Source organism: Pseudomonas sp. H3(2019), assembly GCF_007713465.1.
GTDB lineage: Bacteria > Pseudomonadota > Gammaproteobacteria > Pseudomonadales > Pseudomonadaceae > Aquipseudomonas.
Genome location: NZ_VMSG01000025.1, coordinates 18,159 through 33,257 on the forward strand (window position 1 = coordinate 18,159; position 15,099 = coordinate 33,257).

Here is a 15,099-nt window from a genome sequence, read left to right on the forward strand (position 1 = left end):
CAAAGCTTCCTAACTATTACGTTGACATCCGCTGCCTAGGCAGTAATATCTGGACATACTTTCCCTGCCTAGGCAGCTAATGGGTGGTCAGATGAAACATTTCACGCCAGACGAATTCCAGAATTGCCACCTCGGTCTCTTGCTCGGGCGCGCCGCGCTGCTCAAGGACCGGATCATCGATACGCACATGGAACCCCATGGCATCACCGCCGCGCAGTTCAAGGTGCTGATCATCATGGCCCAGTTCGGCGTCGATACGCCGGCCGAGCTGTGCCGACACCTGTCGCTGGACAGCGGTTCGATGACCCGCATGCTCGATCGTCTGGAACAGAAGGGTTTTCTCTCCCGCCAACGCTGCGAAGGCGACCGCCGTCAGGTGCGGCTGGTGCTGACCGGGGAAGGGCAGAAGCTGGCCGACCGTCTGCCGCATATCGGTGCCGAGGCGATGAACGAACTGGCAGGCGCCATCACGCCGGAAGAGTTGAAAACCCTGGAACAGATCCTGAAGAAAATTTTGCTGGCGGCTGGTGACTCGATCACTTTGCTGCGGGTAGGTGACAAATGAGCCGTAAAACCTTGCGTACCGGCCTCAGCCTGGTGCTGTTGGCCATGAGCCTGGCCGGGTGTGCCAGCTACAGCGGCCTGAACACCCAGGGCGTGAGCCTCGATGCGAAAACCCTCAAGGCCGGGCAGTCCCTCAACGGTGTCAGCCTGTCGCCGGCGGCCTGGCCAAAAAGCGACTGGTGGAAAAGCCTTGGCGACCCGCAGCTCGACGGTTTGATCCGCGAAGCGCTGCACGACAGCCCGGACATGCAGATCGCCGACGCCCGCGCCCACCAGGCCAGCGCCGCCGCTTATGCCGCCGACGCCGCGCGGATGCCGACCCTCGATGCCAGCGCCAGTGTCAGCCGCTCGCGTCTGGCCCGTGACAAGGACCCGACCGGGGTCGGCGGCAGCTACGCCACGGTGCGCAGTATCGGCGCCAGCTTCAATTACACCTTCGACCTCTGGGGCGGTCAGCGTGCCACCTGGGAAGCGGCGCTGGGCCAGGCCCGCGCGGCTGAAGTCGATCAGCAAGCCGCACAGCTGACCTTGTCGGCCGATGTCGCCCGCGCCTACAGCAACCTTGGGCAGGCCCATATCGTTTATGACCTGGCTAACGACGACCTCAAGCGCACCCGGCAAATGCTCGATCTGAGCAAGCGTCGGCTGAGCTCCGGCATCGACAGCCAATACCAGTACCAGCAAACCGAAAGCCTGGAAGCCAGCTCCGAAGCGACGTTGATCGACGCTGAAAAGACCCTGCAGAGCGCGAAAATCGCCCTGGCTGTGCTGCTCGGCAAAGGCCCGGATCGCGGTAATGAGATTGCCCGGCCGAAAGTCCTTCAGGCCAACGCCGTGGCGTTGCCGTCGACGTTGCCGGCTGAATTGCTCGGTCGTCGCCCGGACCTGATCGCCGCGCGCTGGCGGGTCGAGGCGGCGAGCAAAAGCATCGACGCCGGCAAGACAAAGTTCTATCCGAACCTCAACCTGAGCGCAGCCGCCGGTACCGAATCATTGTTGGGTGACGCGATGTTCGGCTCGGCGAGCCGCTTCTTCAACATTATGCCAACCGTGTCGTTGCCGATCTTCGATGGCGGTCGCTTGCGCGCCAACCTCGATGCACGCGACGCCGACTACGACCTCGCTGTCGCGCAGTACAACAAGACACTGGTGAAAGCCTTGGGGGATGTCAGCGACACGATTTCCCAATTGCGTGACATCGGTCGGCAGATCGGTGCGCAGCAACACTCCACCGACATCGCCCAGGATTCTTACAACACGGTGGTCCAGCGTTACGGTTCCGGCATCGGTAACTACCTGGACGTGCTCAGCATCGAGCAGCAATTGCTCCAGGCCCAGCGCCAGTTGGCGAACCTGAATGCCGAGCAGATCGATCTGTCGATTCAACTGATGCAGGCACTGGGCGGCGGGTTTCAAGCCGACACCCTGGCCACGGCCACCTCATCCCCAGCGCCTGCCACGCTGAATCAATAATTCAAGGTACTTGTCATGGCCACTATCGAAAACAACCCAACGCCTGAAAGCGCCCAAGACGCGGGCAATTCAGGCAAACGTAAATTCATGCTGCTGGTGCTGACGGTCCTGGTCATTGTTGGCTGCCTTGGTGTCTGGGGCTGGCACGAACTCTACGGACGCTGGAGCGAAAGCACCGACGATGCCTACGTCAACGGCAACGTGGTGGAAATCACGCCGCTGGTCACCGGCACGGTTGTCAGCATCGGCGCAGACGATGGCGATCTGGTCCACGAAGGCCAGGTACTGGTCAACTTCGACCCGAACGATGCGCAGGTCGGCCTGCAAAGTGCACAAGCCAATCTGGCCCGCACCGTGCGCCAGGTGCGCGGCCTGTACAGCAACGTTGACGGCATGAAAGCCCAGGTCAACGCCCAGAAAGCCGAAGTGCAAAAGGCTCAGGACAACTTCAATCGCCGGAAGAATCTGGCAGCGGGCGGGGCGATCTCCCAGGAAGAACTGTCCCACGCACGGGATGACCTGACCTCGGCGCAGAACGCCCTGGCCAATGCTCAGCAGCAACTCGCCACCACCAGCGCGCTGGTCGATGACACGGTGGTTTCGTCTCACCCGGACGTCCAGGCCGCTGCTGCACAAGTGCGTCAGGCTTACCTGGCCAACGCCCGCAGCATACTGATCGCGCCGGTCACCGGTTATGTGGCCAAGCGCACCGTACAGCTTGGCCAACGGGTTCAGCCGGGGACTGCGCTGATGGCGGTGATCCCGCTGGATCAGCTGTGGATCGACGCCAACTTCAAGGAAACCCAGCTGCGTGACATGCGCATCGGTCAGCCGGTGGACATCGAAGCCGACCTCTATGGCAGCCAAGTGAAATACAACGGCACCATCGACAGCCTTGGCGCCGGGACCGGTAGCGCATTTGCCTTGCTGCCGGCGCAAAACGCGACCGGTAACTGGATCAAGATCGTTCAGCGGGTGCCGGTGCGGATTCACATCAACGCCGAGCAACTGGCCGCACATCCGTTGCGGGTGGGTCTGTCGACAATGGTCAACGTCAACCTGCGCGACCAGAGCGGTCCGGTGCTGGCGCAGCAATCGCCACAAAAGGCTTCGTTCAGTACCAACGTCTACGACCGTCAGCTGGCCGAGGCCGACGCGATGATTACCCGCTTGATCCACGACAACAGCTCACTGGCGGCCAAAACCGCTCAACGCTGATTCGCCAATCCCTCAGCTGCGGCCGTAACGGTCGCAGCGACTGCCTCGTTTCAAAGGATTCGCGATGAGTACTAACGCGTCTTTCAAGCCGCCCAGCCTGGTGCTCAGCACCATTGGCCTGTCGCTGGCGACCTTCATGCAGGTGCTCGACACCACCATCGCCAACGTGGCCTTGCCAACTATTTCCGGCAACCTGGGCGTGAGTTCGGAGCAGGGCACCTGGGTCATCACGTCGTTCGCCGTGAGCAACGCCATCGCGCTGCCGCTGACCGGCTGGCTGAGCCGGCGCTTCGGTGAAGTGAAGCTGTTTCTCTGGGCCACGATTTTGTTCGTGCTGGCGTCGTTCCTCTGCGGGATCTCGACCTCGATGCCTGAGCTGATCGGCTTTCGCGTACTTCAAGGCCTGGTGGCAGGTCCCTTGTATCCGATGACCCAGACCCTGCTGATCGCGGTCTATCCGCCGGCCAGGCGCGGCATGGCCCTGGCGTTGCTGGCGATGGTGACGGTGGTGGCGCCGATTGCCGGTCCCATCCTCGGCGGCTGGATTACCGACAGCTACAGCTGGCCGTGGATCTTCTTTATCAACGTACCCATCGGGATTTTCGCGGTAATGGTCGTGCGCCAGCAACTGAAGGCGCGGCCAGTGGTGACGAGTTACCAACCCATGGATTACGTCGGTCTGATTACATTGATCATTGGCGTCGGCGCGTTGCAGATCATCCTCGACAAGGGTAATGACCTGGACTGGTTCGAGTCGAACTTCATCATTATCGGTGCGGCTATTTCGGCGATTGCGCTAGCAGTGTTCGTGATCTGGGAGATGACCGACAAGCACCCGGTGGTGAATCTGCGGCTGTTCGCCCATCGCAACTTCCGCATCGGCACCATCGTGCTGGTCTTGGGTTACGCCGGGTTCTTTGGCATCAACCTGATTCTGCCGCAGTGGCTGCAAACCCAGATGGGCTACACCGCGACCTGGGCCGGCTTGGCGGTGGCACCGATCGGTATTCTGCCGGTGTTGATGTCACCGTTTGTCGGCAAGTACGCGCACCGGTTCGATCTGCGGCTGCTGGCCGGGCTAGCGTTCCTGGCGATTGGCTTGAGCTGCTTCATGCGCGCCGGGTTCACCAATGAGGTGGACTTCCAGCACGTGGCGCTGGTGCAGCTGTTCATGGGGATTGGTGTGGCGCTGTTCTTCATGCCGACCCTGAGTATTCTGATGTCCGACCTGCCGCCGCATCAGATCGCCGACGGCGCGGGCCTGGCGACATTCCTGCGGACTTTGGGCGGCAGCTTTGCGGCCTCGCTGACCACCTGGATCTGGATCCGTCGCGCCGATCAGCATCACGCTTACCTGAGCGAAAGCCTCAGCACCTTCGACCCGACGACCCGCGATACCTTGAATACCTTGGGCGGGGCGGGCAATCCGGCGTATGCGCAGCTCGATCACCTGCTGACCAGCCAGGCGTACATGCTTTCCACTGTGGATTACTTCACGCTGCTGGGCTGGGGCTTTATGGGATTGATTCTGCTGGTATGGCTGGCCAAGCCGCCGTTTGCGGCGAAGGCGGGGCCGGAGGCCTCAGGGCACTAGAGGAAGGATCGTTCCCACGCTCTGCGTGGGAATGCCTCAACGGACGCTCCGCGTTCGGCTCTGGATGTGACGCGGAGCGTCACGGGCTGCATTCCCACGCAGAGCGTGGGAACGATCAATGAACGATCAGCTCGAAAAATCAAACGCCGCCAACTGAAACCCCTGCTCATCCACCTGCAATGCCCACCCCTGGCGATCCCAATCCCCCAGAACAATGCGCTTGGCCGCTTGCTCGCCAATCTGCAATTTGTGGATGGCGGGGCGGTGGGTGTGGCCGTGGACCAGGGTTTTTACGCCGTACTGCTGCATGATCCGCGGGATTTCCTCGGGGGTCACATCGACGATGTCGTTGGCTTTCATCCGGGTTTGCGCGCGGCTCTCGCTGCGTAGCTTGCGCGCCAGTTTGCGGCGGGTACGCAGCGGCAGATGGCGCAGGATGAACAAGCTGATGGGGTTGCGCAGATAACGACGCAGCTTCATGTAGCTTTCGTCGCGGGTACACAGGCTGTCGCCGTGCATCAACAGCACCGGCTCACCATGGAGTTGCACGACACTTGGATCCTTGAGCAAGGTGCAGCCGGCTGCTTTGCAGAAGGCCTTGCCGAGCAGGAAGTCGCGATTGCCGTGCATCAGAAAGATCGCCGTGCCGCTGTCGCTAAGTTCGCGCAGGGCCTGGCAGATGGAGCGTTGGAAGGGGCTCATGGCGTCGTCGCCAATCCACACCTCGAAAAAGTCGCCGAGAATGTACAACGCTTGCGCCGAACGGGCGCGGGTGGCGAGCAAATCCAGAAACGCCCGGGTAATGTCCGGGCGTTCCTCTTCCAGATGTAAATCTGAAATCAGTAATATCACTCAATGATCTCGGCTTTCTCGATGATCACGTCGTCTGCTGGAACGTCCTGGTGGCCGGACTTCATGGTGGTCGAAACACCTTTGATCTTGTCGACAACGTCAGTGCCGGCGGTCACTTTACCGAACACGGCATAACCCCAGCCCTGAACGTTCTTGCCGCTGTGGTTGAGGAAGCTGTTGTCGGCGACGTTGATGAAGAATTGTGCGGAAGCCGAATGCGGCTCCATGGTGCGGGCCATGGCAACGGTGTACTTGTCGTTGGAAAGACCATTGTCAGCTTCGTTCTGGATGCTTGGACGCTTGTCTTTCTTTTCCTTCATGCCAGGCTCGAAACCGCCACCCTGGATCATGAAGTTGCCGATGACACGGTGGAAAACGGTGTTTTCGTAGTGGCCGGCTTTGACGTATTCGATAAAGTTGGCCACGGTGATCGGGGCTTTCTCGGCGTTCAGTTCCAGGACGATGTCGCCGTGGTTGGTGGTCAGTTTGACTTGAGTCATGATTACTACTCTATTCAAGGAATTCGTGGCTTTCGGGGCGCTGCGTGACGCGTGCGAGCCCGTACCTGTTTGGCGAAAAATCACCAAGGTGCGCAGTTTAGCGCGATGGCTGCGAATTTCGAGGCTGTTTTTCAAATCAGGTGGATTAAAAACAGCAGTTTTGGGGCCTGCTCTGTCAGGCGCTTGACCGCATCGGCTATGATAGCGGCTTTGTTTTGTCAGGCCTCCATGAAGGCCACGCACTTGTACGTTCAAGGATCCTATGAGCAAGCCGACTGTCGACCCCACCTCGAATTCCAAGACTGGCCCTGCCGTGCCGGTCAACTTCCTGCGCCCGATCATCCAGGCGGACCTGGACTCGGGTAAGCACGCGCAGATCGTCACCCGTTTCCCGCCTGAGCCCAATGGCTACCTGCACATCGGTCACGCCAAGTCGATCTGTGTGAACTTTGGCCTGGCCCAGGAATTCGGTGGCGTGACGCACCTGCGTTTCGACGACACCAACCCGGCCAAGGAAGATCAGGAATACATCGACGCCATCGAAAGCGACGTCAAGTGGCTGGGCTTTGAGTGGTCCGGTGAAGTGCGCTATGCCTCGCAGTATTTCGACCAGTTGCACCAGTGGGCGGTCGAGCTGATCAAGGCGGGCAAGGCCTACGTCGACGACCTGACTCCTGAACAAGCCAAGGAATACCGCGGCAGCCTGACCGAGCCGGGCAAGAACAGCCCGTTCCGCGACCGCTCGGTTGAGGAAAACCTCGACCTGTTTGCCCGCATGAAGGCCGGCGAGTTCAAGGACGGCGCACGCGTGCTGCGGGCCAAGATCGACATGGCCTCGCCGAACATGAACCTGCGCGACCCGATCATGTACCGCATCCGTCATGCCCATCACCACCAGACCGGTGACAAGTGGTGCATTTACCCGAACTATGACTTCACCCACGGTCAGTCGGACGCCATTGAAGGCATCACCCATTCGATCTGCACCCTGGAGTTCGAAAGCCATCGTCCGCTGTACGACTGGTTCCTCGACAACCTGCCAGTACCGGCGCACCCGCGTCAGTACGAGTTCAGCCGTCTGAACCTGAACTACACCATCACCAGCAAGCGCAAGCTCAAGCAACTGGTCGATGAAAAGCACGTCAATGGCTGGGATGATCCGCGCATGTCCACGCTGTCGGGTTTCCGCCGTCGTGGCTACACGCCGAAATCGATCCGCAACTTCTGCGAAATGATCGGCACCAACCGTTCCGACGGCGTGGTTGACTTCGGCATGCTTGAATTCAGCATCCGTGACGACCTCGATCACAGTGCCCCGCGCGCCATGTGCGTACTGCGTCCACTGAAAGTCGTGATCACCAACTACCCGGAAGGCCAGGTCGAAAACCTCGAACTGGCGTGCCACCCGAAAGAAGACATGGGCGTGCGCGCTCTGCCATTCGCCCGTGAGATCTACATCGACCGTGAAGACTTCATGGAAGAGCCGCCGAAGGGCTACAAGCGTCTGGAGCCAGCCGGTGAAGTGCGCCTGCGCGGCAGCTACGTGATCCGTGCCGACGAAGCGATCAAGGATGCCGATGGCAGCATCGTCGAACTGCGTTGCTCGTACGACCCTGAAACCCTGGGCAAGAACCCTGAAGGCCGCAAGGTCAAAGGCGTGATCCACTGGGTGCCGGCCGCGGCCAGCGTCGAGTGCGAAGTGCGTCTGTACGATCGTCTGTTCCGTTCTCCGAACCCGGAGAAGGCCGAAGACAGCGCCGGTTTCCTGGACAACATCAACCCTGACTCACTGCAAGTCCTCACCGGTTGTCGTGCTGAACCCTCGTTGGGCAATGCACAGCCGGAAGACCGTTTCCAGTTCGAGCGCGAAGGTTACTTCGTCGCGGATATCAAGGACTCGAAACCGGGCGCTCCGGTATTCAACCGTACCGTGACCCTGCGTGATTCGTGGGGCCAGTGATCATGCAGGCTTGACCGGCTTTGCATAGAGAGAAGGAACCGTCGTGCTTACGATCTACAACACGCTCACCAAGAGCAAAGAAGTCTTCAAACCGCTGGATGGCAACAAGGTGCGCATGTACGTCTGCGGGATGACCGTGTACGACTACTGCCACATTGGCCATGGCCGCAGCATGGTCGCGTTCGACCTGGTGACCCGCTGGTTGCGGTTTAGCGGTTATGACCTGACTTATGTGCGCAACATTACCGACATCGAAGACAAGATCATCAATCGCGCTCGCGAGAACGGCGAGCCGTACGACGCGCTGACCGAGCGCATGATCACCGCGATGCACGAGGACGAGGCGCGCCTCAACATCCTCAAACCGGACATGGAGCCGCGTGCCACGGATCACATCCCAGGCATGCTGACCATGATCCAGACCCTGATCGACAAGGGCTACGCCTACGCACCGGGTAACGGCGACGTGTACTACCGCGTCGCGAAGTTCATGGGCTACGGCAAGCTGTCGCGCAAGAAGATCGAAGACCTGCGCATCGGCGCCCGCATCGAAGTCGACGAGTCGAAACAGGACCCGCTGGACTTCGTACTGTGGAAAGCCACCAAGCCGGGTGAGCCGAGTTGGGAATCGCCATGGGGCGCCGGGCGTCCGGGCTGGCACATCGAGTGCTCGGTGATGTCGACCTGCTGCCTCGGTGAGACCTTCGATATTCATGGCGGCGGCAGCGACCTTGAGTTCCCGCACCACGAGAACGAAATCGCCCAGAGCGAAGCGGCCACCGGCAAGACCTACGCCAACGCGTGGATGCATTGCGGGATGATTCGCATCAATGGCGAGAAGATGTCCAAGTCCTTGAACAACTTCTTCACCATTCGCGACGTGCTCGACAAGTACCACCCGGAAGTCGTGCGTTACCTGCTGGTATCGAGTCACTACCGCAGCGCGATCAACTACTCGGAAGACAACCTCAAGGACGCCAAAGGCGCTCTGGAGCGTTTCTACCACGCGTTGAAAGGCCTGCCGAAGGTTCCGGCCGCCGGTGGCGAAGCCTTTGTCGAACGTTTCACCCAGGTGATGAACGACGACTTCGGCACGCCGGAAGCCTGCGCGGTGCTGTTCGAGATGGTGCGCGAGATCAACCGTCTGCGTGAGAGCGACCTGAACGCGGCGGCAGGTCTGGCGGCGCGCTTGAAAGAACTGGCCAGTGTGCTTGGCGTGTTGCAGCTTGAAGCCGATGACTTCCTGCAAGCCGGTGCTGAAGGCCGGGTTGATGCAGCAGAAGTCGAGGCGCTGATTCAGGCGCGCCTGACTGCCCGTGCCAACAAGGACTGGGCCGAGTCGGACCGCATCCGCGACCAGCTCACCGCCATGGGTGTGGTGCTGGAAGACGGCAAGGGCGGCACGACCTGGCGCCTGGCTGACTAAAGCCTGCTTGAGCTAAAAACAAAACCCGCCTTGTGCGGGTTTTTGTTTGTTGGAAGTAATCTTTGTTGAGATGGATCGTTCCCACGCTCTGCGTGGGAATGCCTCAATGGACGCTCTGCGTCCGCTTTGGCATGTGACGCGGAGCGTCACGGGCTGCATTACCACGCGGAGCGAGGGAACGATCACATCAGCTGCCACCGGTCTCTTTGCAGGCATATTCCGAGAAAGGGGAGAGCATTTCCCCCAAACGCAAAAACGGCACCCGAAGGTGCCGTTTCTGTTTTCTGCTGAGTGTCGCTTAAGCGATCAACCCGCCAAGCCAGTCTGCTGAACCAGTGTCAGCAACGGCTGTGGATACAGGCCGAGGAAGAACGCCAGCACTGCGATGGCCAGCAGCATCACGCCGCCGGCCTTTTGTTCCCAGTGCAGCTGGGCGTCGACGCGACGCAGGTTTGGCTCGATCAGGTACAGGGTGACCATGACGCGCAGGTAGTAGAAAACGCCGATGGCGCTGCCCAGTACCAGGGAGCCGACCAGCCACCATTGGTGAGATTCGACACCGGTGGCGATGATGTAGAACTTGCCGATGAAGCCTGCGGTCAGCGGGATACCGGCCAGCGACAACATCATTACGGTCAGAACGGCGGTCAGGTACGGACGACGCCAGAACAGGCCGCGGTACTCGTACAGCGCATCAGCGTCACGACCTTTGTACGGCGAGGACATCAGGGTGATCACACCGAAAGCGCCGAGGCTGGTAATCACGTAGGTGACCAGGTACACGCCGATGGCTTCCATCGCCAGACCCTTGCTCGCCACCAGGGCGATCAGCAGGTAACCGAAGTGGGCGATGGACGAGTAACCCAGCAGACGCTTGAGGTTGCTCTGGGTCAGTGCCAACAGGTTACCGAACAGGATCGAGGCGATCGCGATCACGGTCAGCACGGTGCTCAACACACCGCTGCTGGCCACTGGCGATATCTGGAACAGACGCACCATGACCGCGAACACGGCAACTTTCGAGGCAGTGGCCAGGAACGCTGCAACCGGTGCCGGGGCACCTTCGTAGACGTCCGGCGTCCAGAGGTGGAACGGTACCAGCGACAGCTTGAATGCCAGGCCGATCAACATCATGCCCAGGCCCATCTGCGCCAGCGGGCTTGGCAGGCCGGTGGCCGCAAGGGCGTGGCCGATGCCACTGAAGCTCAGGGTGCCGGCTTCGGCGTAGAGCAGGGCCATACCGAACAACAGGAACGCCGAACCGGCTGCCGACAGCACCATGTACTTGATGCCGGCTTCCAGTGAGCGCTTGTTGAAGAAGGCATAGGCCACCAGACCGTAGACCGGTACCGAGAGCAGTTCCAGACCGACGAACAACCCGGCCAGGTGCTGCGCGCTGACCAGAACCAGGCCACCGGCGGCGGCCATCAGGATCAGCAGGTACAGTTCTTCACGGTTGCCCGGGTAACCCGTACCGCCTTCGCCGAGGTAGGCATGGGCGAGAGTGACGCAAGCGAGGGTGGCGACCAGGATCAGCGCCATGTACAGGCAGGCAAAGCTGTCGATCTGCAGCAAGGGCGTCACGGCCAGAGGCGCGACTTTCAGGGCTGGCAGGATCGACAGCAAGGCCAGGTTCAGACCCGCGACCGACAGCAGGAAGGTCTGCGAGTGGTTGCGACGCCAGGCGATCGCCAGCATCACCACGATGATCGTGGCGCTGGTGATCAACAATGGCGCAAGCGCGATAAAGTGTTGAATCGTAAAGTCCATAGCGCTCTTACCGGGCCGAAGCGAGTTGAGTGAAGGCGGTACCGAACCATTGCTGCACGCCATGCATCGTCGCGGCAGAGGTATCGAGGAACGGTTGCGGGTAGACGCCGATGTAAATCAGCAATGCCGCCAGTCCAACCACCATGATCATTTCGCGAGTATCCATGCCATGCAGCACGGCGTCCGATTTGGACGGACCGAAGTAGGCACGGTGAATCATGATCAGCGAGTAGACCGAACCGAACACCAGGCCTGCGGTCGCGATCACGGTAACCCATGGCGCGCTGGCGAAGGTGCCGATCAGGATCAGGAACTCACCGACGAAGTTACCGGTCACCGGCAGGCCCAGCGAAGCTGCAGCGAAGAACAGGCTGATGGCGGGCAGGTAGGCGATCTTCGACCACAGGCCACCCATTTCACGCATGTCGCGAGTGTGGGTGCGCTCGTAGAGCTGGCCGCAGAGGATAAAGAGCGCCGCTGCCGACAGGCCGTGCGCGAGCATCTGGATCACTGCGCCTTGCAGGGCCAGTTGGCTGCCGGAGTAGATGCCGATCAGTACGAAGCCCATGTGCGAAACGCTGGAGTACGCAACCAGACGCTTGATGTCGGTCTGGGCGAACGCCAGGAACGCACCGTAGAAGATCCCGACCAGGCCCAGGGCCATGGCGAACGGCGCGAACTCGGCCGACGCATTCGGGAACAACGGCAGGGCGAAACGCAGCAGACCGTACGCAGCGGTCTTCAGCAGAATACCGGCCAGGTCAACGGAGCCCGCAGTCGGTGCCTGTGCGTGAGCATCCGGCAGCCAGGAGTGGAACGGCACTACTGGCAGCTTCACCGCGAAGGCGATGAAGAAGCCGAGCATCAGAACGTACTCGGTGGTCAGCGACATCTTGGTTTTCAACAGGTCGGCGTAGTTGAACGTAATCACGCCCGTGCTGTTGAAGTTGACCAGTACCAGACCCAGGATCGCCACCAACATGATCAGGCCGCTGGCCTGGGTGAAGATGAAGAACTTGGTCGCCGCGTAGATCCGGGTTTTCTTGCCGTCCGAAGAACTGTGACCCCAGAGCGCGATGAGGAAGTACATCGGCACCAGCATCATTTCCCAGAAGAAGAAGAACATGAACAGGTCGAGGGCCAGAAACACGCCAACGACACCGCCCAGGATCCACATCAGGTTCAGGTGGAAGAAGCCAACGTGACGCTGGATCTCTTTCCACGAGCAGAGTACCGAGAGGACACCCAGCAGACCGGTCAGCATGATCATCAACAGCGACAGGCCGTCGAGGGCCAGGTGCACGTTGATGCCGAAGCGCTCGATCCAGACATGCTTGAACTCAAGCGCCCAGGTCGGATCGGCGCCAGGCGCCGGAGCAAATGAATAGTTACCGTGGGCCCACAGCCAGAGGCCGAGAGCGAGTTCCAGGGTCATGGTCAACAGCGCAATCCAGCGGGGGAGGGTAGCGCCGAAGCGCTCACCCATCCAGCACAGCAGGCCGCCGATGAAGGGGATCAGGATTAGCCAAGGCAGAATCATGACGGGCTCGTTTCCTTTCGCAAGTTCGCAAGGTTCATATCAGACCGCTACCAGCACGACAGCGCCGATAACCAGCACGGCACCAGCAGCCATCGAGGCGGCGTACCAACGCAGTTGACCCGTTTCGGTACGGCTCAGGGAGTTGTGACCCCCTTTGGCCATCCGCGGGATCAAACCGATGGTTTGGTCGAACGGGTCTTTGCGCAGCATGTGGCTGATCGCAAGGTACGGCTTGACGAACAGTTTGTCGTAGATCCAGTCGAAGCCCCAGGCCGCGAACCACCAGGCCGAGAGTAGACGGCCGATGCCGCTGTTGGCGATGGCGGTGACGAAGCGACGCTTGCCGAGGAACAGCAGCGCGGCCAGCAGGATGCCGGACAGGGCGATAGCACCCGAGACCAGTTCCAGGCTGTGCTTGGCTTCGCCGCCGGCATGGCCAACGCTTTCTGGCAGTACGCCGTGCAGTGGCGGAACGATCATCGCGCCAATGGCGGTCGACAGTACGATCAGCACCGACAGTGGCAGCCAGTGGGCAATGCCGTGGCCGGCGTGGGCTTCGGTCTTCACTTCACCATGGAACGCGATGAAGATCAGGCGGAAGGTGTACAGCGACGTCATGAAAGCACCCACCAGACCTGCATAGAGCAGACCGTGGTTGCCGCTGGCAAAGGCTTCCCAGAGGATTTCGTCTTTCGAGTAGAAACCTGCGGTCACCAGTGGCAGGGCCGCAAGGGCCGCGCCGCCGACGATGAAGCTGGCGTAGGCCAGTGGCAGTTTCTTCCACAGACCGCCCATCTTGAAGATGTTCTGCTCGTGGTGGCAGGCAACGATCACCGAACCGGAAGCAAGGAACAGCAGGGCCTTGAAGAACGCGTGGGTCATCAGGTGGAAGATCGCGCCTTCCCAGGCACCCACGCCCAGCGCCAGGAACATGTAGCCGATCTGGCTCATGGTCGAGTAGGCGAGGATACGCTTGATGTCGGTCTGGACCAGGGCTGCGAAACCGGCGAGCACGAGGGTCACACCGCCGACGATTCCCACTAGATGCAGGATATCCGGTGCCAGGGCGAACAGACCGTGTGTACGGGCGATCAGGTAGACACCGGCGGTCACCATGGTCGCGGCGTGGATCAGTGCCGAAACCGGGGTAGGGCCGGCCATCGCATCCGCCAGCCAGGTTTGCAGCGGCAGTTGCGCGGATTTACCGACAGCGCCGCCCAGCAGCATCAGGGTCGCCATGACGATCCAGAAGTCACCGGTCTTGAAGTGCTCAGGCGCTTTGACCAGCAGCTCTTGAATGTTCAGCGTGCCCAACTGCTGGAACAGGATGAACAGGCCGATGGCCATGAATACGTCGCCGATACGGGTGACGATAAAGGCTTTGAGTGCGGCGTTACCGTTGTTGCGGTTGCTGTAGTAGAAACCGATCAACAGGTAGCTGCACAGGCCCACGCCTTCCCAACCGAAGTACAGGAACAACAGGTTATCGCCCAGTACCAGGAACAGCATGCTGGCGATAAACAGGTTGGTGTACGCGAAGAAGCGCGAGTAACCGTCTTCACCGCGCATGTACCAGGACGCGAACAGGTGGATCAGGAAGCCTACGCCGACGACCACACCAAGCATGGTCACGGACAGGCCATCCAGGTACAGGGCGAAGTTCGGCTTGAAGTCGCCTACCGACATCCACTGCCACAACACCTGGGTGACGTGACCGCCTTCAGGCGGCGCGACGTTGAACTGCCAGATCACATAGGCAGCAACGATCGCCGAGAGGCCGACGGAGCCGACGCCGATCAGCGCCGAGAGGTTTTCCGAGAAGCGGCCGCGTGAGAACGACAGCAGCAGGAAACCGATCAGGGGGAATACGAAAGTCAGATAGAGAAGGTTCATCCGCGCATCTCGCTGGCAGCGTCGATATCGAGAGTGTGGAAGCGGCGATGCAGCTGCAACAGAATCGCCAGGCCAATACTGGCCTCGGCGGCTGCCAGGCTGATCACCAGGATGAACATGATCTGTCCATCCGGCTGGCCCCAACGGCTACCGGCAACGATGAAGGCCAGTGCGGAGGCATTCATCATGACCTCCAGGCTCATCAGCACGAAGAGAATGTTGCGGCGGACCATCAGGCCAACCAGACCGAGGCAGAACAGGATGCCGGCAACCGCCAGACCATGCTCGAGAGGGATAGCAGGCATAAAG

The 15,099-nt window shown here is 60.5% G+C and carries 12 protein-coding genes; 6 read left to right on the forward strand and 6 right to left on the reverse strand.

Annotated elements, in window-relative coordinates; all coding sequences use genetic code 11:
* Positions 1–91 precede the first annotated feature (91 nt).
* The 4 genes from FPT12_RS22020 to FPT12_RS22035 all read left to right on the forward strand — a co-directional run bounded on the left by FPT12_RS22020 (position 92) and on the right by FPT12_RS22035 (position 4,849).
* Entirely contained in the window at positions 92–565 is a 474-nt protein-coding gene (locus tag FPT12_RS22020) for a MarR family winged helix-turn-helix transcriptional regulator (protein WP_145019993.1), read from the forward strand.
* The gene (locus FPT12_RS22025) at positions 562–2,037 is read left to right on the forward strand and encodes an efflux transporter outer membrane subunit (RefSeq protein WP_145019997.1); all 1,476 of its coding nucleotides are present in this window, start codon (positions 562–564) and stop codon (positions 2,035–2,037) included. The genes FPT12_RS22020 and FPT12_RS22025 overlap by 4 nt, the downstream gene beginning before the upstream one ends.
* 15 nt (positions 2,038–2,052) lie before the next feature.
* On the forward strand, positions 2,053–3,255 hold the full coding sequence (locus tag FPT12_RS22030; protein WP_145019999.1) for an HlyD family efflux transporter periplasmic adaptor subunit: 1,203 nt from the start codon (positions 2,053–2,055) through the stop codon (positions 3,253–3,255).
* A gap of 64 nt (positions 3,256–3,319) precedes the next feature.
* Positions 3,320–4,849 (forward strand): DHA2 family efflux MFS transporter permease subunit, encoded by a 1,530-nt coding sequence (locus FPT12_RS22035; protein WP_145020002.1) that lies wholly within the window; start codon positions 3,320–3,322, stop codon positions 4,847–4,849.
* A gap of 126 nt (positions 4,850–4,975) precedes the next feature.
* Here FPT12_RS22035 and lpxH read toward each other — a convergent pair whose 3' ends face one another.
* Positions 4,976–5,701, reverse strand: a complete 726-nt coding sequence (lpxH, locus tag FPT12_RS22040) for a UDP-2,3-diacylglucosamine diphosphatase (protein ID WP_145020005.1) — start codon at positions 5,699–5,701, stop codon at positions 4,976–4,978.
* Positions 5,698–6,201: a peptidylprolyl isomerase gene (locus tag FPT12_RS22045; RefSeq protein WP_145020008.1), complete on the reverse strand. Its 504-nt coding sequence runs from the start codon at positions 6,199–6,201 to the stop codon at positions 5,698–5,700. The genes lpxH and FPT12_RS22045 overlap by 4 nt, the downstream gene beginning before the upstream one ends.
* Before the next feature lie 262 nt (positions 6,202–6,463).
* Between FPT12_RS22045 and FPT12_RS22050 the strand changes: the two genes are divergently transcribed.
* The gene (locus FPT12_RS22050; protein ID WP_145020011.1) at positions 6,464–8,161 is read left to right on the forward strand and encodes a glutamine--tRNA ligase/YqeY domain fusion protein; all 1,698 of its coding nucleotides are present in this window, start codon (positions 6,464–6,466) and stop codon (positions 8,159–8,161) included.
* Positions 8,162–8,204: 43 nt separating this feature from the next.
* Positions 8,205–9,587, forward strand: coding sequence for a cysteine--tRNA ligase (gene cysS, locus FPT12_RS22055; protein ID WP_145020013.1), 1,383 nt, complete (start codon positions 8,205–8,207; stop codon positions 9,585–9,587).
* 306 nt (positions 9,588–9,893) lie between these two features.
* Here cysS and nuoN read toward each other — a convergent pair whose 3' ends face one another.
* From nuoN to nuoK, 4 genes are read right to left on the reverse strand one after another with little or no spacing between them, the layout of a single operon-like run.
* Complete coding sequence (gene nuoN / locus FPT12_RS22060) at positions 9,894–11,357, reverse strand: NADH-quinone oxidoreductase subunit NuoN (RefSeq protein ID WP_145020016.1); 1,464 nt, start codon at positions 11,355–11,357, stop codon at positions 9,894–9,896.
* A 7-nt stretch (positions 11,358–11,364) separates the two neighbouring features.
* Positions 11,365–12,897 carry an NADH-quinone oxidoreductase subunit M gene (nuoM, locus tag FPT12_RS22065; RefSeq protein ID WP_123583622.1) on the reverse strand — a complete coding sequence of 511 codons (1,533 nt, stop codon included), beginning with the start codon at positions 12,895–12,897 and terminating at the stop codon, positions 11,365–11,367.
* Positions 12,898–12,936: 39 nt separating this feature from the next.
* Positions 12,937–14,790 carry an NADH-quinone oxidoreductase subunit L gene (nuoL, locus tag FPT12_RS22070; RefSeq protein ID WP_145020019.1) on the reverse strand — a complete coding sequence of 618 codons (1,854 nt, stop codon included), beginning with the start codon at positions 14,788–14,790 and terminating at the stop codon, positions 12,937–12,939.
* Positions 14,787–15,095 carry an NADH-quinone oxidoreductase subunit NuoK gene (gene nuoK / locus FPT12_RS22075; RefSeq protein ID WP_054597859.1) on the reverse strand — a complete coding sequence of 103 codons (309 nt, stop codon included), beginning with the start codon at positions 15,093–15,095 and terminating at the stop codon, positions 14,787–14,789. Before nuoK ends, nuoL begins: the two co-directional genes overlap by 4 nt.
* Between the last annotated feature and the right edge of the window lie 4 nt (positions 15,096–15,099).

Excerpts from the sequence above, each read along its gene's own strand:
- FPT12_RS22050 (WP_145020011.1), top strand. The coding sequence starts at position 6,464 with ATGAGCAAGCCGACTGTCGACCCCACCTCGAATTCCAAGACTGGCCCT.
- FPT12_RS22025 (WP_145019997.1), top strand. The coding sequence starts at position 562 with ATGAGCCGTAAAACCTTGCGTACCGGCCTCAGCCTGGTGCTGTTGGCC.
- nuoN (WP_145020016.1), bottom strand. The coding sequence starts at position 11,357 with ATGGACTTTACGATTCAACACTTTATCGCGCTTGCGCCATTGTTGATC.
- FPT12_RS22045 (WP_145020008.1), bottom strand. The coding sequence starts at position 6,201 with ATGACTCAAGTCAAACTGACCACCAACCACGGCGACATCGTCCTGGAA.
- FPT12_RS22035 (WP_145020002.1), top strand. The coding sequence starts at position 3,320 with ATGAGTACTAACGCGTCTTTCAAGCCGCCCAGCCTGGTGCTCAGCACC.
- nuoK (WP_054597859.1), bottom strand. The coding sequence starts at position 15,095 with ATGCCTGCTATCCCTCTCGAGCATGGTCTGGCGGTTGCCGGCATCCTG.
- nuoM (WP_123583622.1), bottom strand. The coding sequence starts at position 12,897 with ATGATTCTGCCTTGGCTAATCCTGATCCCCTTCATCGGCGGCCTGCTG.
- FPT12_RS22020 (WP_145019993.1), top strand. The coding sequence starts at position 92 with ATGAAACATTTCACGCCAGACGAATTCCAGAATTGCCACCTCGGTCTC.
- nuoL (WP_145020019.1), bottom strand. The coding sequence starts at position 14,790 with ATGAACCTTCTCTATCTGACTTTCGTATTCCCCCTGATCGGTTTCCTG.
- FPT12_RS22030 (WP_145019999.1), top strand. The coding sequence starts at position 2,053 with ATGGCCACTATCGAAAACAACCCAACGCCTGAAAGCGCCCAAGACGCG.